Here is a 17,865-nt window from a genome sequence, read left to right as displayed (position 1 = left end):
ATTTGCCGGATCGATCACCACACATCGAAGTAACTTCACCCTCCGTGAGACTTCTGTCACAGGAGTGACGGGGTGGCAGCGTTGGTGAAGTCGGGAGGTGTGGGTTGGCGCTGGGAGTCGTCCGAGACCTGCGCGAGCACCGAGCCCCCGGCAGCGAAGAAGATCTCGTCGCCTTCGAGACCGACGTGCTGTCGGGGTTTGTGCTGGCTCGCGCGTCGGCAGGGCTGACCGACAGCACCATCCGCAACGACGCCAATCATCTGGAGCTGATCCGGAATTGGTTCGGCCGGCCGCTGTGGGAGATGCAGCCCGAAGACGGTGACGTCTACTTCGGCAAGGTGCTGCGAGACGCCAAGCCCTCCACCCGCACCGGGCGAGCGGCTACTCTGACGGTGTTCTTCCGGTTTCTGGAGCTCAGGCACAAGGTTGAGCTGCACAACCTCACCGGCCGGGTCGTCGAATGCCCTCTCGATGAGGTCAACCGACCACGGCTGTCCGTGGATCCGCAGCTACGCGTTCCGCCGACTGCCGAGGAGATCGAGCAGCTGTTCGCCGGGTGGCGCGAAGAGCTGATGAGCTGCCGCAAGTTCGCTCCGGCCGCCCGCAACTACGCCGTGGCCCGGCTGGTCGCCGATGTTGGGCTACGGATCAACGAGGCCCGGATGCTCGACCTGGACGACGTGCGCTGGGAGCTGGGCCGGTTCGGCAAGCTGAACATCCGCCACGGGAAGGGGTCTCGCCGCAAGGGGCCCAAGCCACGGCTGGTGCCTCTGATCAACGGCGCCGACCGCAGCCTGCGCTGGTTCATCGAAGACGTCCTCGGGCTCTTCGAGCTCGACCTGTCCAGCCACCGCACGCCCTTGTTCCCCTCTGAGCGGAAGAACGCCGAGGGCACCTGCACCCGCGCCACGGCGGACGTGTTTCGCCGCGCCTTGATCGACCCCGTCGACCGTCATCTACCGACATGGTCGGGACGGCTGACACCACACGTGCTGCGGCACTTTTGCGCCTCCCAGCTCTACCTGGCCGGGATGAACCTGTTCGCGATCCAGGAACTGCTCGGCCACGCCTGGACCGGCACCACGGCCCGATACATCCACGTCCATGCCACCCATGTCGAAGACGCCTGGGTCACCGGACAGCGCCGCGTCGCCGACCGATGGAAAGGACTCACCCGATGAAATGGAACCTGCGCCTGGCGGCCGCGAACCGCGGGATCTGGAAGGCCAGTGAGTTCCAGCGGATGCTCGCCGAACGTGGCCTGATCATCAGCGCCGGCAAGATGTCGGGACTGTGGTCGGGAAGCCCCAACGTGGTCAAGCTCGACGAGCTCGACGTCATCTGCACCGTGCTGGGCTGCGGCGTCGACGAACTGCTGATCCCCGAACCCGAGGCTGTCGCCGAGCCGCGGCACCACGACGATGACCAGAGCACGGCGGTTGGCCAAGATCGGCAGGTCACCCCGCGCACCGGGGCCGGGCGGTCGCTTCCTCCTCGATGAACTGCGCACACTGCGGCACCCCGTTGCCGGAGAGACGACGCCGGGATCAGGTCTACTGCAGCAACTCCTGCTCAGCGTTAGCCTCCTACCATCGGCGCAAGAACGGCCAGCCGGTCCCACCGCGCTGGCAGCACCCGGCGTTGACAGCAAATGATCCGGTGCTGCGGGCAGCGGCACATCACGCCCAGGTACTCGGCCAAATCGGCGGCTGGAACCCCTCCACCACCAGATGCGTGCTGGACGGGCTCGTCACGGTGCTGACTGGCCTCCCCGCAGGTGAGCGTGTCTCGCTCAGCGAGGTTCGAGCCCGGCCGCACCGCTGGGTGTCGCGACCTCGGCTGATCGACGTGCTCATCGACCTGGACCTGCTCCACGATGACTCCGATCCGGCGATCAAATCCTGGATCGACCGGGTCACAAGTCCTTTCTCACCCGGCTTCATCATCCCCGTCCGGCAGTGGCTGCTGATCCTGCTCAACGGCGACGCCAGGGCACGGCCCCGGTCCGCATCCAGCATCTATGTCTACTTCGGGGCCATCCGGCCATTCCTCGATGACTGGGCGGCGAGCTATGACCATCTGCGGGAGGTCACCCGCTCCGACATCCACGCAGCGCTTGGACCGCTCAGCGGCTCACGACGCGCCACCACGATCAGCTCCCTGCGATCGCTGTTCGGGTTCGCCAAGAAGCGCGGCCTGATCTTCTCCAACCCGACGATCAGGTTGAAGGGCCGCCCGGCGGACTTCGCCCTGCTTCCGATGGCTGATGAGGAGATTCGGGCCATCGAGCAACAGGCCGAGGACCTCGCCGGACGAGTCATCATCGCCCTGGCTGCCGAGAACGCCGCTAGCACCGGAGCCATCTGACACTCGACGACCTCGATCTGGCCAACCGGCGAATCATCCTCGCAGGCCGCCGCCAGCGACTCGGCGACCTCACCCATCGAGCACTCCGTCGCTGGCTCCGCTACCGCCGCACAACCTGGCCGCACACCAACAATCCCCACGTGCTCATCAGCAACAAGACTGGCCACGGTGCTGGCCCAATCAGCCAGGCGTTCGTGACGCTGCGGATGAATCGCATCGGATGCAGCGTCGACCGGATACGCAAGGACCGCATCCTGCACGAGGCTCTCGCCGGAGGAGCCGATCCGCTTCACCTGTCGCTGGTCTTCGGGATCTCCCACAGCACCGCAGCCAGATACTCCGCCGTCGCCGAGCATCTACTCGCCGACGAACTCGATCAGACACCCCAGCCGTGATCCCGTCTGGATCAGGACTCCGGGATCCCATCGGGTCGCCGATACTTCGACCCGCGGCGTCCGTCTCCCCACTCGCCACGCACCGGCCATCGGATCATGCAGCTGACACGGACGACCACTTCTCCCTAGCCTGTCCAGATGATCACTCCGATTGAGCTCGTCATCTTCGACTGCGACGGCGTGCTCGTCGACAGCGAACGCATAGCCGTCCGCGCCCATGTCGCTGTGGGCGCCGAGCTGGGCTGGCCGCTGACCGAAGCCGAGGTGATCGAAAAGTTCATCGGCCGGTCGCTCGTGTCCAACGGTGAACAAATCACTTTCCGAGTAGGGCCGAGCCGGGCCGCGCTCTGGTGGGAGAGATTCGAGCGACTCCACCGTGCGGCCGTCGATGCCGAACTCACCCCGGTCGACGGCATCCTCGAAGTCCTCGACACCCTCACGCATCCCAGCTGCGTCGCCTCTGGCGGCAGTCACGACACGATGCGCCACACGCTGGGTCACACCGGGATCTACCCATACTTCGAAGGCCGCATCTTCAGCGCAAGCGAGGTCGCCCGCGGCAAACCGGCCCCCGACCTGTTCCTGCACGCTGCCAAGCAGATGGGCGTCCACCCCTCGGCCTGCATCGTCGTCGAGGACAGCCAATACGGGATCCAGGCAGCCCGCGCAGCCGGCATGCGCGCCCTTGGCTACGCCGGCGGACTCACACCCGCGCAATGGCTCGAAGGACCGAACACCACGGTCTTCGACGACATGCGCGAACTCCCGAGACTCCTTGCAGAAGCCTGACCGACCAGGATTCCAACTTGGCCTACGTGAAAGAAGAGATCATCGTCCTCTGACCTGCTGGAAGGGTCCTCCAACCCTAGATAACGATCGACATCACAGTGTCGGGACGACCGGATTTGAACCTGCGACCCCTTGACCCCCAGGCAATCCAGCGGGCTGCGTCAGCGGCTACGAAAGGGCGTACGCTCGCGCTGGCTGGACCGCCGAGGTCTAACTCGCGGCGGGCTTACGACCGTAGACGACCTGGTCGTACTCCAAGGCCCGGCGCCAGGACGCGTGCAACGCACTCCTGGCTGCACGGAACTCATCCTCGGTCAGTTCATCGCGAGCTGCCCACAAGGCCTCCACGACTGCAGATGTCTGCCGCGTTGCGGATTGCAGAGTGCTGGCGTCGCCGGTGTCAGGGTCCCCGGCTTCGCCAAGCCCGAGACCAGCGCTGGGACCGAGGCATGCCACGGCAGCGGCAGCCCCCTCGCGCATGAAAGCCGCTGTGATGTGTTCCCGCGGGGAGCCTCCGTCCATGTTCGAAACGTAACGCTGCGCCATGCGGGAGAGAACGTACGCGGCGACTGCCTGCTCCTTGAGGTAGTCGTCATCGAGCGCAGGAATGATCTGCTCTTTCAGCGCTCGACTGACTGCATCGAGCCATTGGCTCACGCTAGCGTCATCAATCATCGGTGGTTTCCTTTCGCGCCGTTGGAGGCACAGCGAGGTGGGTGAGCGATCAAGCTTGCTTCCTGACCACAAGATGGGCTGTCAGGACTCATCGAAGGTCGCCCCCTCCGCGGCCCGGAGGCCGTACCGCGTGTACTCCCCATACAGGGGCTCCACCATCGCCCGCCCGTGGATTGATCCGTTGAGGGTGGCCGAACAGAGGTGGTCGTTGAGACCATCGATCTTCCGGACTGTCTCTCGATCGTTGAGGTCCCACGTTGCGTGCCACGACGGACGGCCGAGCTTGCCGCGGCGGTCGGGCATTGAGGTGTAGCCAGCGCCAGCCATATACAAAATCGCTTCCGGCTGAACATCCATGATCCAGGACTTGCCCTCGGCATCAAGCATCGTGAGCCTGCCCGATCGGAGGGCCCTGGCATCCGCGTCGATGTCCAGTTCGTGCGTGATCTCCACAAACTCAACAGTTCGACCGCTGTCGGCGTAGGTCACCGCACCCGTATGACGGACGATGTCGCCGTTGAATCGCTCCTGAAGGAACACCATGATCGAGTAGTCCTCGAATTCACCGCCCGCGAAGAGGTAGAGCCCACGGGGAATCCGTCCCTCACCGCTCGTGCGGATTCCCCAACTTCGGTCCCGGTGGCCGAGGATGTCGTGGGCCACGAATGAGTGCCCGTTGAATTCGACCGTGCCACTTACCGTGACCGGCTGGAACACGACGATGTTGTCGTATGCGAGACGGCCCTTGCGATATCGCTTGACCGACTCTGCAGCGTGCGGCTCTCCTCTTGCGACGACATCGAGTTCGTATGCCAGGCCCAGGTCGTTGTCGGTCGAGGTCATCTTGAACCGCTTCATGGGTTCGAGCACATCAACCCGGATGGACCCGGCGCCCAGCGGATGGCGCCCGTTGGCAAGATCTGTGCTCATGCGGAGTGAATGCTGCTTGCCAAGGTCACGCCAGTCGATGAAGCACGCGTATGCCTCAACGGTGTCGTTGTTGGGATAGAGCGACAGACCGGTGTGCAGTGCAAAGTTGCCTGGCTCATGGAAGCCGACGAAGAGTCGCTCTGCCCACGAAGGGTCGTTCTGGGAGACATGCGCCACCGGTTCGATCGTCTGGTGCAGCATGTATTCATCCATTGGCGTGATATCCACAGATCCTCCACAGTTATTCGGCCCGGCTACTACTAGTGCTCGTATCTCAGCGATCTGGTCGCCCGTGCTGACTCAGCTGATTTGGCGATCCGGCCCCAGGGCCTCGATAAGTTTGAGTGTTCGCTCACGCATCTCCTTCGGCCCTGCGGCGAACCACGGTGGTGAGACGATCAACTGATCGCACAGCGGCCGAACCCGGTCGACACGGGTTCGCACCTCCGCGGGTTCGCCGGCGATCGCATAGCGATCAAGCGCCTCATCCGGCACTGCATCGACGAGCGCGCGGCAGAGGTCTGAGCCGTCAGCGCTCTTCCAGACACCGCGGAGCCGGCCGCACAGATCCTCATCTCCGTAGGAGGCGAATACGCCGGCATAGTTCGGGGTGGTTCCGTAAAAGGCGATCTGGAGCTTGGCAGCGCGTCTGGCTCGATCACCGTCGTCATCCGCCGACACGATGAAACCCTGACAGAAACGGAAGCCGGCTGACGGTCGGCCCTCCTGCTCCAAGAGGGACTCGATTCGCGGGACGAAGGTGTCACGCAGAAACCGATCCGAGGTGAAGGGATGTCCGAGAATCCCATCGGCGTACCGCACGGCGGTTTTGGTCATCAGCGGGCCAACCGCGGCCACGTAGACCTGCGGATCTTTCCGGTCGGAGGAGCCAAGACCAGCGACGCTGGGCAAAAGGAGACGATAGTGCTGCCCGGTGAACGTCGACGAATCACCGCGTTCCATCGCCCAAGCCGACCGCAGAACCTGTAGGTACTCCGCCATGCGGGCGGCGGGTGAGCTGAAGCTCGACGAGTAGCGGTCCTCGATGATCCGGCGCACCTGGCTGCCCAGGCCAAGCGAGAATCGTCCACCGGACAACCCGGAAAGGTCCCACGCATCCATGGCCATGGCGGTTGGCGAGCGCGGAAAGGCCAGTGCGACGTTCGTGCCGACCTCGATTCGCGAAGATGCATGGATCGCTGCACTCGCCCGAATGATCGCGCTCTCACCGGCTTCGCTGACCCACAGCGCTTCGAAGCCGCGCCGCTCTGCGGCCACCGCGATCTCCGCGATGTCCTCATACGAGCAGTACAAGCTCAGACCGAGCGTCCCCTCACGTAGTGTTCCGGCACTGCCGCGCGAAGTGTTGTCCATCATCCCGAGAGACTTTCCAGGATTAGGGCCTCGGTGCGCGAGAGAGCTGCGGCGGCGCGGGTCATCCTCAGGTCTTTCATCGATTCCTTCACTGCCCCTTGCAAGGCGCTGGCGAAAATCATGGCTTGGCGAACATGGACATACACCGTGAAGTAGTGCAGCAGTGACTCGTCGATCCGCGTTACGCATTCCGACTCATAGACCTCGCGGAACGTTGTGACATCGACGATGTCGGCCACGGTGCCGGGAACGGTGCGATTGAACGGTGACATCGCCCATGCAAGGTCGTAGTGAGGATCTGCGAACTGCGCCAACTCCCAATCCAGCAACACCGACAGTCCCGACCCATCGAACAGGATGTTCGAGGGCCGGTAGTCGCCGTGCGCGAGACCTGGCGACAGATTCGCCGGCACCTCTTGGTCGAGCCAGTGGAGAGCATCTTCGACGATGGGCGAGCGAAAGACGTTTGCGACCTCGCCATAGACGCGCACCATGCCCGCCAGCTCCCCTCGCGGGTGCTCTTGCTCAACGTCAGCCAGCAGATCGCGGAGGCCAACGGCGGTCGCGTCGACGTTGTGCACGGCGGCCACAACAGCGGCAAACTGACGCCCCTCGACGCCAGTACGCGCTCGACGGAGGAATGCGCTTCCTTCGGGCGACCACGGTATGGGCGCTACCCCGTTCGAGCGCCGCATCACGATGGTGGGTGCCCCGAAGAGGCTCGAAGACTCATCGAAAGCCAGGGCTATTGGGCCGGGAACCTGCGTTTCTTGTAGCGCGCGGAGCGTCTCGAAGTGCTTTCGTGGCTCCGCGACCAGCGGGTACGCGCTCGCTTCACGGGTGACTCGCGCGACGAGTTCGAGGGGTTGGCCGAGTTCGTCTGCTCCGGAAATCATGTACACGTCGTCGGACCAGCCAACCGCCGCTCGCTTGATACCGACGACATCGATCTTCTTGTCGAGAAGCCGGGACAGGTACCTTCCAGTGTCCTCAATCGTCACCTGTTCGCCACTCACTGGATCGCGCCTCTCATTCCTAGTAGCCGAACTGCTCGGCGAGCATCACCGCGAGGTTGGAGATGTTCGACAACCCTCGCGTCAGCCTTATGTCCGCGGTCATGCCGCTCGTCTCGCCACTGTCGCGGGTCGAGAGAAACATCATGATGTGCCGGAGGTGCTGAAAAGACTTCCAATATTCGAGGCGTGCCATGTCGATGACGCGCCCCGAGCGTCTCTCATACGACTCGAAGAACATCTCCGGCCGCACAATGAACGCGAACCGATCGCTACCGACCCGGTTGAACCGACTTGCTATCCAGCCGAGGTCGTAGTGGTAGTCAGCGAGCCGGGCCATCTCCCAGTCCAGAACGGCAAGGATCCGGCCGCTGCTCTTGTCGACGATCAGGTTCCCAGGTTGATAGTCGCCATGGACGAGTGACCGGCCATCCTCCGTCTCCACGGGAACGTTGGACTCCAGCCATCGCAGCGCGTCGCGAAACAAGGGCTCGTGCGCACCTCCCGCACCAGATTCGATGATCCGTCGGAACTCGCTGAGTTCCTGGGCAGTCGTCCTGCTCGCCATGGTGCGCGCCAAGTGCGATTCGGGGTCGAGATGAGACTCATTGATGGCATGGATGGCGGCGAGCACGTCGACGAAATCTTCACCGCCGCGTCCGTCTCCGACTGCTGCATAGAACGCCTGACCCTCAGGCGACCACACCACGGGGGAATAGCCACTGAGCCAGTCGGTCACCAACACGGGCATTCCCGCGATCGGCGTCGTCCTAGCGAAGGTGCGCACTCGGGGCGAGGGGATCTGCCGTTCGGCAAGGATCCGCAACACTTCGCCTTGTCCTTCGAGGTCCAGGACATTGTTCCGGAACAGGCCGGCCGATCGCTGAAACCTGGCTGCTACCGCAACCTCATCCCATGCGGCGCGAATGGTGACATCGGACCAACCTCCGCCGAACTGAGTGACCTCATTCGGGGCCTTTTCCATGCTGAGGAGATCAGCAAGGTACCCCCCGATCTCCTGGATATCAAATCGGCACGCGGACTGCTGCGAGCCGGTATCGGGGTCACCCACGCGCGAGCTCCGTCTTCACGACCTTTCCGGACGCGTTACGTGGCAGCCCTGTGTCTCGAACGGTCCACTTCTTCGGGATCTTGTATTTGGCGATTCGGCCGCTGAGCCATTCGGAGAGATCCAGAGCATTCCGTGCGTCGGCTGCTTCGTCGCGCAACACCAGATGCGCGTGGCCGACCAAGCCCCACTTCTCGTCGGCCTCCCCGACGACGGCCACTTCGCGAATGTCGGGATGCGCGAGCAGCGCGGTCTCGATCTCGGCCGGATAGACGTTCAGTCCGCCGCTGACGAACATATCCTTTGCTCGGCCGAGGAAGAAGAGCTCCCCGTCTTCATCAAGATAACCGGTATCTCCGGTATTGAACCAAGCCCTGTCCGTTGAGAGCGCCTGCGTCGTTGCGTCCTCGTCCTCCCAGTACCCGATTGCGGCAGCTGGACTGCGCAGCAGGATGTGGCCCTCAATACCCGGCGCACAATGGGTTCCGGAGGCATCCACGACGGCAATCTCGACGAAGGGGAGGGGATGTCCGACCGATCCCAACTTCCGCGGTCCGCCGATCTCCTGCAGGGTTGCGATGGTCGGGCCTTCGGACATTCCCCATCCCTGACACAGCGGAATCGAGGGGAACAGTGCGACGAACTGCTCGATGACGGGGACAGGCAGCACCTCGCCGCCCGAGATGATCGCCCGGAGAGAAGAGAGGTCTCGAGTCTCGATGTTTGTCTGCGAAACAAGGCGCTTCATGAGCGTCGGGACCAGCAACGTAATCGTCGGACGACGCCGCTCGATCGTGTCCAGGAGCTCGGTGATCGTGGCGCCGCTGGGCATAACCAGAACCGTGCCGCCTTGGCTGAGGACGGGGAACCCGAAGTCGTGCAGACCACCAGCCCAACACACGGAAGGTGTGAGCATGTAGGTGTCCGCAGCCGTGATGGAAACGTCGATCGCTTGCAAGGCGGCGTTCCACAGCGCGGACTCGTGGGTGTAGACGACGCCCTTCGGGAGGCCGGTGGTTCCCGACGTGTACATGATCTGCAGGACGTCTCCAGAGCGCACGGCTCCCAACGCCGACCGGTCATCCTCACGCCTTTGAAGCTGCGTGGGCTGTTCGGTGAGGAAGCGAACCTCATCGAGGTCGATCCGCGCACACGCCACGGGAAGGTCCCGGCCGACGACCGCGCCCAAATCCTTTGCCTGCGAGCTCAACTTCGGATCCCGTTCGTCGACGAAGATCAACCGCGGGCAACTCCGTCGCACGATCTCGGATTGCTCGGCGAGCGGCAGCATGATGTTGAGGGGGACGACAATCGCGCCGATGCGTGCGATGGCGAAGTAGGTCGGGAGCCACTCCAAGGAGTTCAGGCTAAGAATTCCGACCCGATCCCCCGGCTTGACACCCGCAGCGACTAGGAAGTCACCGATCCGTTCGGCCCACCTCCGAACCTCGCCGTAGGTGAGGCTGGCCCCGCCGAAGTCGATAGCTGTGCGATCACGCTTCCACTCGCCATCGAGGACGCGATTGATGGTCGTCCGCTGCCCGAGGAGATTTGGTTTCATTCCCCGCTCCTTTCACGAGCGAGAGGTGATCTGGATGTACGGGTGATTTCGTACTGCCCGTGTCGCGTGACGCCGACGATGTCGAGATGCCGAGCAAGGCAGTGGTCAACGATCGTGGTGTTCACTTCTTGGGATTCGTGGTCCGTCTTGACAAATCTCGCGGGCACGACGTCGACGATCTGGGTCTCGATCCGAATGTCCTCGCCATCGGAGGTGTGCACGACGAACTCTGCGGTCGTCGGCTCGGACTCAGCGCGGTCACCGCGGAAGCGAATGGTGCGGTCAACGCTGACAACGCTGGCACCCTTCGCGTCACCTCGGTGGACGGCACCATCCCACACCGTGGTGTCACCGATCGTGAGCTCCCACCATGCCACCGACTGGCCGGGCGCATGGTGAAACCATCCGAACTGCCATTCGTCAACCTTGGCCCAGTCACGCACTCCCCACGAGTGGTCGCGCATCCCCTTCGCGTTGACCTCATAAGTCTTGTCGCCGATGGTGAGGTGCCCCGAGAAGATGCCGAACTGGTCGTAGTGAACGTCGAAGACCGTCGACCAGAGAGGGCTCACCGGCTCGTAGCGGTAAGCCGGTGAGCATGGGGTGAACGCAATGTCCCAATTCGCCGGGACCAGGTCGGGTTCCATGCCGCTCTCGACCTGCTTGCGCGGCGGGAGCATCAACTCGTGAGGAACACGCGTTCCAGGCGTGTCGCCGGCCGTGTTGGGAACCCGCACCATGGCGCCAGAGAACGTCATATGCCAGATGCCCGTGAGCGGGTCCTGTTTGTACTCAAAGCCAGCCGACCGATGGACAGTTCCGTCGTCGTAACGTCCGACCTTGTCCCAGTCGACGAGAACAGCGCGCTGGTCTCCCCAGACTCCACTGAAGACGCCAGAGTGGTTCTTCGCAGGCCGCTCTCCCATGGAGTGGAAAAGTCCGATGCCGGCATCGTCATCGAAGAACTCGAAGTAGTAGCTCTCACGCCACAGTGGATCCGTACCGGGCTCGTGCGCCGCCCGTTCAATCGCGAAGTCCACGACGTATCCTTTCTACCGACTGCCCGTCCGAAATAGGACAACGAGGTACGCTCCATCGCTCCCTCACATGATGAAGCCGCCGCCACAGACCACGGTCTGGGCACTGATGTAGTCCGACTCTGGGATGCAGAACAGGTAAACCGCGCCCGCCGCTTCGGCCGGGGTGCCACCGCGGCCGAGCGGGATATTGGCCTGCATCGCATCCATCAGCTCGCTGCTGACCCCGACCTTGATCTCACGGCCAGCGACGTCGATGGTGCTGGAGCCGTCAGCGACCGCTTCGGTGAGCCGGGTCTTGATCAGCCCGAAGCCGACGGTGTTGACGGTGACGTTGAGCCTTCCCCACTCCTTGGCGAGTGCCTTGGTCAGGCCGGTGACGCCGGCCTTGGCTGCGGCGTAATTGGCCTGGCCGGCGTTCCCGCCGAGACCGGCAATCGAGGAAATGTTGACGACCTTGCGGCACGGCACCGGCTCCCCTGCCGCGCGAGCCTGCTTGACCGCCGCAGAGATGACCGGCTGAGCAGCACGCAGGATCCGGAACGGGGCCTTGAGGTGGACATCCAGGATCGCGTCCCACTGCTCGTCGGTCATCTTCTGGATGACCGAGTCCCAGGTGTAACCGGCGTTGTTGACGATGATGTCGAGCCCGCCGAAGGTGTTTACGGCGGTCTGCACGAAGCGCTCGGCGAAGCCGTCCTCGGTAACGCTGCCCGGGCAGGCCACGGCGCGTCCGCCGGCGGCGACGATCTCGCTGACGGTCTCGGTGGCCGGGGTCGCGTCGAGATCATTCACCACGACCGCGGCACCATCAGCGGCAAGCTTCAGGGCGATCTCGCGCCCGATGCCGCGTCCGGAGCCGGTCACGATCGCGACCTTGTGAGCAAGCTTATTCATGAGTCTGTGTCCTGTTCAGCGGGGGCGGGCAGGGTGATCACGGCCTGGCCCTCGAGAGTCGTGGTGCCATCAGCCAGCGTGACCGCGACGTCGACGGTCACGCTGTCCTCAGTGAGGGACGTGACGACACCTGTACAGGTCGGCTGGGCATGGACGGGCGTGATCGCCACGAACCGGACGGAGAACGATTGGATCCGGCTCTGGTCGACCCAGCCGGTCAGCAACCGCCCGAGGTAGGCCATGCTCAACATGCCGTGAGCGAAGACGTCCTCGAACCCGGCCGAGCGGGCGTTGTCGAGGTCGATATGGATGGGGTTGTGGTCCCCGCTGGCGCCGGCGAACAGCGCGAGCGTCGTCCGGGAAATAGGTGCGAGCGGTAGTGGTGGCAGTGTCGTGCCCACACGCAGTGTCTGGGCGTTCATGCGCTCACCACCGAATTGCGTACGACGACAACCGAGGTGGCGCGTGCGATGTACTCGTTCCCCCGCGTGATGACGGTTTCCTTGGTTAGAAACTCCATCGCACCCCCACGCTTGGAGGTGACCTCCGCGATCCGTTCACTGAGAGCGAGGGTGTCCCCGGCGAAGGAGAGCGTCGCATAGTCGAACCGCTGCTCACCGTGCAGCACGGTGCGTAGATCAACGCCGAGTTCTTCGAGGTAACCGAACGGCGCCGGCGCTTCCAAGGAAAGGCTGAACATGAACGTCGGCGGGACCGGTAGGTCCGGATGGCCGACCGCTCGCGCAGCGTCCACGTCGATGTAGATCGGGTCGGTCTCGCCGATCGACTGTGCGAAGAACCGCAACCGTCCCCGTTCGACGGTGACCTCGAAGCTCGGTAGTTCCAGCGCCAGCGCACGCTCCACGTCGACGGCCATCAGCCCGCCTTCTCGTACAACGTGACCACTGCGGCGCCGCCCAGGCCGATGTTGTGCTGGAGCGCCAAGGAGACGTTCTCGACCTGGCGCGCGCCTGCCTGTCCGCGCAACTGCCAGGTGAGCTCGACGCACTGCGCGAGCCCGGTGGCGCCGAGCGGGTGCCCCTTGGACAGCAAGCCACCGGACGGGTTGGTCACCACGCGTCCGCCATAGGTGTTGTCGCCGTCGCGGATGAACTTCTCCGCCGTGCCGTCGGGAGTCAGCCGAAGCGCTTCGTAGCTGAGCAGTTCATTCGCGGTGAAGCAGTCATGGAGTTCGGCGACCCGAATGTCCTCCGGCGACACGCCGGAGGCCTCGTAGACCTGGTCGGCCGCACGGCGGGCCATCTCGAAACCGACGAGTTTCGGCATGCTCTCGAACGTGTCGGGCTGGTCGGTGGTCATCGCCTGGGCAGCAATCACGACGTCGGTTCGCAAGCCGTGGCGCCGCGCGAAGTCCTCACTGGTGATGATCGCCGCCGCCGCGCCGCAGGTCGGAGGGCAGCACTGGAGCCGGGTGAGGGGCCCGAAGATATGGGGCGATTCGAGCACCTGTTCCACGGTCACCTCGTCACGGAAGACCGCGTACGGGTTGTTCTTCGCGTGCCGGCGGGCCTTGACCGAGATCATCGCGAACGTAGCCGGGTCGGTGCCGTGCTCTTCGGCATAGGCCGCGCCCGCGGCCCCGAACATCTGGACCGCGAACGGGGCGTCACTGGCCCCGTGCTTGTCTTCGACGGCCGCCATGAAGTCGGTGAAGGGGCTGGGACGGTCGGGCCATTTCATCTGCAGCGCGCCGCGCTCCATCTGCTCGAACCCGAACGCCAGCACGCACTGCGCGGCACCGCTGGCAATGGCCTGACGGGCCAGCCACAGCGCACTTGAACCGGTCGAGCAGTTGTTGTTGACATTGACCACCGGGATCCCCGGCATCCCGACGCCATACAGTGCCCGCTGACCGCTCGTCGAGTCGCCGTACACATACCCGGCGTAGGCCTGCTGGACCGCGGACAGGTCCACGCCGGCATCACTCAGTGCATTGCGAATGGCGTCCCCGGCCATCACGTCATAGGTCTGACTCCGGCCCGGTGTAGAGAACGGCACCATGCCGACTCCGGCCACAATCACTCGCCCTGTCATGGACCGACCTCCTTGTGTTCTCGTGTCATGTGTCATGCGTTCGACCGGAGCCGCCGACGGTGCTGGCGATGAGGACCGACCGCCGATAGTCGTCGGAAAGCTGTTTGGACTTGGCCAGCACCCATGCGATGTCGAGCTTCGGGTCTGCGGGACGGGCGAACTCCCAGTCGAGGATCCCGACGATCCGCTCCTGCCCCTCCTCGTCGGCCGGGCCGGCGGCGGTCACGACGTCCACGGTGCGTTCTCCGCGTCCTTGAGGATTTCGCGGGCCACCACCATCCGGTGCACCTCGTCGGGCCCGTCGTAGATCCGGGCGTACCGGGCTTCCCGGTACATCAGTTCCAGCGGCGTGTCACTGGTCAGGCCCAGTGCCCCGTGCACTTGCAGAGCCCGGTCGATGACGTTGTGCAGGACCCGGGCGCCGTAGAACTTGATCATGGAGATCTCGATGCGGGCGCGAGAACCCTCGTCGATCGCCCGCGCCGCGTCAAGTGTCATCAGCCGGGCGGCCTGGATTTCCGCCGCGGACTCGGCGATGTAGCGCTGGATCTCTCCCTTGTCGCGCAGCAGCGACCCGTGGGACCAACGGTTTTTCGAGTACTCGCACATCATCTCGAACGCGCGCTGACATTGGCCCAGCCAGCGCATGGAGTGGAAGATCCGGCCTGGCGCCAGCCGGGTCTGGGCTAGCAGGAAGCCATCCCCACGCCGACCCAGCAGCGCCGATTCGGGTACCCGCACATCGGTCAGCCGGATCTCGGCGTGCTCGCCGCCCGTATCGCCCATCGAGGGGATGACGCGCACGACTTCGTAGCCGGAGCTGTCGGTCGGCACGATGAACGTCGAGAACTGCCTGTGCGGCGGCGCGTCCGGATCGGTCTTCACCCAGACTGTGGTGAACGCGGCGTGCCGGGCCAGCGTGGTGAACCACTTGTGCGCGTTGATGACCCACTCGCCGTTCTCGAGGCGTCCCTGGCTGCGCATCTGGGTCGGGTCGGAGCCGGCGGCCTCCGGCTCGGTCAGCCCGACCGACATGAGGATCTCACCGCGCGCCAGCGGCTTGAGCCAGCGGTCCTTCTGCTCCTGCGTGGCGTACTTGCTGAGCATGATCGAGTCCTGGAGCGTCAGCGTGCCCAGCGCGTGGATCGCGTGCAGCGAACGGCCGATGACCTCGTTGATGTACGCGTACTCGCTGAACGACAGCCCGCCGCCCTCAAGCTCCTCGGGGTGGCCGAGGGCGAACAGGCCTTGGCGCTTCGCCGACGCGCGCAGCTCTTCCATCGCGCGGGCCGCCTCGGGCGAGCCGCGGCCGACCCAGTGCGAACCGAGGAGCGGCTCCAGCGGGATTACCTCATTGTCGACGAACTCGCGGACGCGGCCGCGCAGGATACGCGCCCGTTCCGACATCTCAAGCGTCCTAGCCACGATCTTTCTCCCCTGCCTGTGCGGAATCCCAGAATGCTCATCGGCTCGCCGGAGGTCGTCGCCGGCGCCGGGGCTCCATCAGCCACCGGTACCGCCGGCCGTCTTCCTCAGCGCTGGTGCGGGGAACCCGCCGAACGTTTCGGGATAGACGTCCACGCAGAGCATCCCCGCGCACTCCGGGCAGTAGTGCTCACGCACCATGATCCGCGGGGGGTCACGCCGTACGCGGACGAACATGCCGCGGACGGCGTAGTAGTCGGCGGCCGGCACCTCGTGGCTGACGGCGGGCTCGCGCCAGTTCCGGTCGGTCGGCCCCAGGCAGGCCGTGCAGTAGGCGCACCGCCACTGGGGGACAGCGTCCGACCAGTCGATCGTCACCGAGATGCCGATGTCTTCCGGCCGTTCCTGGACCCGCGCGGGTGGTGCGCCGAGCCGCTCGGACCGGATCCGTGCCCGTGCCTGGGTGGTCCGCTGGCAGTCGATCTCGCCCTGGGCGTCGAGGACGACGCCGTAGACGGCCGTGGCGTGCGCTGCCGTGATGTAGCCGTTCCGGAGGTCGTGCGCGATGGCATCGGCCGATCGCAGCAGCGGGTCGCCGAGACCGCCGCCGCCGCCGCTGCTCATTCGCAGCACGTCGCCGCTCCCGAGGCGAAGGCCGCCCATGTGGGACGGGCGGAAGGGGTATTCGCCCTCCAGCCGTTCGGCGACCGGGCTCTGCGCGTCCGCCAGCAGGTCGTCCAGGTTGGTGCCGTGCACGGTGCTCCAGGTCCCGGCCGACCCGGGGGCGCCGCCCCCCGCTCCGCGGGCGGGCACCTCGGCGCAGCCCAGCGTCACGGCCCCGCCGAGCCCATCGCTGCCGTACACGGCCCAGGCGCTCTCCATCGACAGGCCGCCGCGGTGGATGCCTGGTCCGCCGGAGTTCTTGTTGAGGGTGCGCCACAGGTAGAGCGCGGGCTGCTGGCTCTCGTTGATCTCGACGCTCGGCAACCCGACGCCCGGGCTGATGGTCATGCCGTACAGGTCCATGCCGTCGAACTCGGACTGCGCCCCGCCGCCAGCGCCGCTGACGTGGTCCATGAAGAACACCACGGTGGGCTGCCCCCCGTGCCCCGTGCCGGCCAGGGGGCTCGCCCCGGTCGCGTCCCAGGTCTGCCCGGCGACGCGGCCCCGGAGCCGGGCGTTGTCGCTAAGCGAGAATGCCTGGGTGAGCACGTCCTTGGCGGCCTTGCTCACCCGGGTGCCGACTATGGTGTGGCCGCCGCTGACGGGAGCCGGCGCGGTGGCGTTCACGATGCTGCCCGCCGCGTCGAGACCGACCGTGATCGGGCGCCACAGCCCGGAGTTGAACGAGATGTCGCCGTAGGCCAGCGAGGTCAGGATCGTGGCCATGAGCGAGCCGTGCACGAGTCCCGGCGTGCCGTTGACCGAGGCGTCGACTTGCGGGCTGCCGGCGAAATCGAAATTCAGCTGCGTGCCGTCGACGGTCATCCGGCAGTTCAGCTCCAGCAGCAACTCCTCGCCGTGGCCGTCGAACTCGACCCAGTCCGCGGTCTCGTAGACACCGTCCGGGATGTGCGCGATCCGGTCGCGCAAGGTCTTCTCACTCAGCGCCTTGTTGATTGAGGAGTACTCGGTGAACCGCTCCAGCCCGATCTCATCGATGATCTTGACGAGCTTCATCTGGCTGACGTTGTTGGCGGCCATCATGCTGCGGATGTCGTTGAGGACCAGGTCCGGCATGCGCACGTTCGCGGCGATGTAGCGCTCCCACCCCCGCTCGATCCGGCCGTCCTGGATGATCTTGGTCGGCGGGAACCGCAGCGTCTCCTCGAAGATCGAGTGCGCGCTCGGTGCGAATCCGGAGATCCCAGAACCGCCGATGTCGACCACGTGCACATTCGAGAAGGCCCAGGCGATGTGTTTGCCTCCGGCGAAGAGCGGCGTGATGATCGCGACGTCCGCCTGGTGCATCGCCCCGCCCGCGTACGGGTCGTTGACGATCCAGCCGTCGCCGGGTCGCACCTCGTCCTCGCCGTTCGCCTCGATGATCGACCGGGTGCCCATGAGCGAGGAGCCGGAGTGGAACAGCGCGGTGGCTGACAAGCTCAACTGCTCCCCGTCGGTGTCCAGCAGGGAGGTGGCGAAGTCCTGCACGTCGTAGATTACGGGGGAGCCCGAGGTTTTGGTCAGGGTCGTGGCCATCTCGTTGGTGATGTCCTCAAGCGCGCGCCGGTTGATTTCGACCGCAACCGGGTCGTAGGAACTCGCGGCCATGTCA

Annotated in this window: 19 protein-coding genes; 5 read left to right on the top strand and 14 right to left on the bottom strand. The window is 64.9% G+C overall.

Annotated elements, in window-relative coordinates; translation table 11 throughout:
* The first annotated feature begins 104 nt into the window (after positions 1–104).
* The 5 genes from KIP79_RS21490 (at position 105) to KIP79_RS21470 (ending at position 3,551) form a co-directional block, all read left to right on the top strand.
* Positions 105–1,181 (top strand): tyrosine-type recombinase/integrase, encoded by a 1,077-nt coding sequence (locus KIP79_RS21490; RefSeq protein WP_214106671.1) that lies wholly within the window; start codon positions 105–107, stop codon positions 1,179–1,181.
* The gene (locus KIP79_RS21485; protein WP_214106670.1) at positions 1,178–1,501 is read left to right on the top strand and encodes a helix-turn-helix domain-containing protein; all 324 of its coding nucleotides are present in this window, start codon (positions 1,178–1,180) and stop codon (positions 1,499–1,501) included. Before KIP79_RS21490 ends, KIP79_RS21485 begins: the two co-directional genes overlap by 4 nt.
* 140 nt (positions 1,502–1,641) lie before the next feature.
* Positions 1,642–2,367 (top strand): site-specific integrase, encoded by a 726-nt coding sequence (locus KIP79_RS21480; protein WP_214106669.1) that lies wholly within the window; start codon positions 1,642–1,644, stop codon positions 2,365–2,367.
* Positions 2,368–2,507: 140 nt separating this feature from the next.
* Positions 2,508–2,762: a hypothetical protein gene (locus KIP79_RS21475; protein WP_214106668.1), complete on the top strand. Its 255-nt coding sequence runs from the start codon at positions 2,508–2,510 to the stop codon at positions 2,760–2,762.
* 138 nt (positions 2,763–2,900) lie between these two features.
* A complete protein-coding gene (locus tag KIP79_RS21470; RefSeq protein WP_214106667.1) occupies positions 2,901–3,551 on the top strand; it encodes an HAD family hydrolase in 651 nt (216 codons plus the stop codon).
* A gap of 210 nt (positions 3,552–3,761) precedes the next feature.
* On the opposite strand, the gene KIP79_RS21465 is transcribed toward KIP79_RS21470, so the two are convergent.
* The 14 genes from KIP79_RS21465 to KIP79_RS21400 all read right to left on the bottom strand — a co-directional run bounded on the left by KIP79_RS21465 (position 3,762) and on the right by KIP79_RS21400 (position 17,861).
* Complete coding sequence (locus KIP79_RS21465; protein ID WP_214106666.1) at positions 3,762–4,226, bottom strand: hypothetical protein; 465 nt, start codon at positions 4,224–4,226, stop codon at positions 3,762–3,764.
* Between the two features lie 81 nt (positions 4,227–4,307).
* Positions 4,308–5,384, bottom strand: coding sequence for an Rv3169 family protein (locus KIP79_RS21460; RefSeq protein WP_214106665.1), 1,077 nt, complete (start codon positions 5,382–5,384; stop codon positions 4,308–4,310).
* Positions 5,385–5,456: 72 nt separating this feature from the next.
* The gene (locus KIP79_RS21455) at positions 5,457–6,533 is read right to left on the bottom strand and encodes an LLM class flavin-dependent oxidoreductase (RefSeq protein ID WP_214106664.1); all 1,077 of its coding nucleotides are present in this window, start codon (positions 6,531–6,533) and stop codon (positions 5,457–5,459) included.
* On the bottom strand, positions 6,530–7,546 hold the full coding sequence (locus KIP79_RS21450; protein WP_214106663.1) for a phosphotransferase family protein: 1,017 nt from the start codon (positions 7,544–7,546) through the stop codon (positions 6,530–6,532). The genes KIP79_RS21455 and KIP79_RS21450 overlap by 4 nt, the downstream gene beginning before the upstream one ends.
* Positions 7,547–7,565: 19 nt before the next feature.
* Complete coding sequence (locus tag KIP79_RS21445; RefSeq protein ID WP_214106662.1) at positions 7,566–8,615, bottom strand: phosphotransferase family protein; 1,050 nt, start codon at positions 8,613–8,615, stop codon at positions 7,566–7,568.
* Entirely contained in the window at positions 8,608–10,173 is a 1,566-nt protein-coding gene (locus tag KIP79_RS21440; RefSeq protein ID WP_214106661.1) for a class I adenylate-forming enzyme family protein, read from the bottom strand. Before KIP79_RS21440 ends, KIP79_RS21445 begins: the two co-directional genes overlap by 8 nt.
* A complete protein-coding gene (locus tag KIP79_RS21435) occupies positions 10,170–11,213 on the bottom strand; it encodes a DUF7064 domain-containing protein (RefSeq protein WP_214106660.1) in 1,044 nt (347 codons plus the stop codon). The genes KIP79_RS21440 and KIP79_RS21435 overlap by 4 nt, the downstream gene beginning before the upstream one ends.
* Before the next feature lie 63 nt (positions 11,214–11,276).
* Positions 11,277–12,107, bottom strand: coding sequence for an SDR family NAD(P)-dependent oxidoreductase (locus KIP79_RS21430; RefSeq protein ID WP_214106659.1), 831 nt, complete (start codon positions 12,105–12,107; stop codon positions 11,277–11,279).
* Positions 12,104–12,529: a MaoC/PaaZ C-terminal domain-containing protein gene (locus KIP79_RS21425; RefSeq protein ID WP_214106658.1), complete on the bottom strand. Its 426-nt coding sequence runs from the start codon at positions 12,527–12,529 to the stop codon at positions 12,104–12,106. The genes KIP79_RS21430 and KIP79_RS21425 overlap by 4 nt, the downstream gene beginning before the upstream one ends.
* Positions 12,526–12,984, bottom strand: coding sequence for a MaoC family dehydratase N-terminal domain-containing protein (locus KIP79_RS21420; protein WP_214106657.1), 459 nt, complete (start codon positions 12,982–12,984; stop codon positions 12,526–12,528). Before KIP79_RS21420 ends, KIP79_RS21425 begins: the two co-directional genes overlap by 4 nt.
* Positions 12,984–14,162, bottom strand: a complete 1,179-nt coding sequence (locus tag KIP79_RS21415) for a lipid-transfer protein (protein WP_214106656.1) — start codon at positions 14,160–14,162, stop codon at positions 12,984–12,986. Before KIP79_RS21415 ends, KIP79_RS21420 begins: the two co-directional genes overlap by 1 nt.
* Before the next feature lie 25 nt (positions 14,163–14,187).
* Complete coding sequence (locus tag KIP79_RS47170; protein WP_214106655.1) at positions 14,188–14,397, bottom strand: phosphotransferase; 210 nt, start codon at positions 14,395–14,397, stop codon at positions 14,188–14,190.
* Complete coding sequence (locus tag KIP79_RS21405; RefSeq protein WP_308169827.1) at positions 14,385–15,587, bottom strand: acyl-CoA dehydrogenase family protein; 1,203 nt, start codon at positions 15,585–15,587, stop codon at positions 14,385–14,387. Before KIP79_RS21405 ends, KIP79_RS47170 begins: the two co-directional genes overlap by 13 nt.
* A 78-nt stretch (positions 15,588–15,665) precedes the next feature.
* Positions 15,666–17,861, bottom strand: a complete 2,196-nt coding sequence (locus KIP79_RS21400; RefSeq protein ID WP_214106654.1) for a hydantoinase B/oxoprolinase family protein — start codon at positions 17,859–17,861, stop codon at positions 15,666–15,668.
* Positions 17,862–17,865 lie beyond the last annotated feature (4 nt).

It is taken from the genome of Acrocarpospora catenulata (assembly GCF_018476525.1).
In the GTDB taxonomy this organism is placed as follows: Bacteria; Actinomycetota; Actinomycetes; order Streptosporangiales; family Streptosporangiaceae; genus Acrocarpospora; species Acrocarpospora catenulata.
This window is presented reverse-complemented; position numbering and strand designations above follow the sequence as displayed.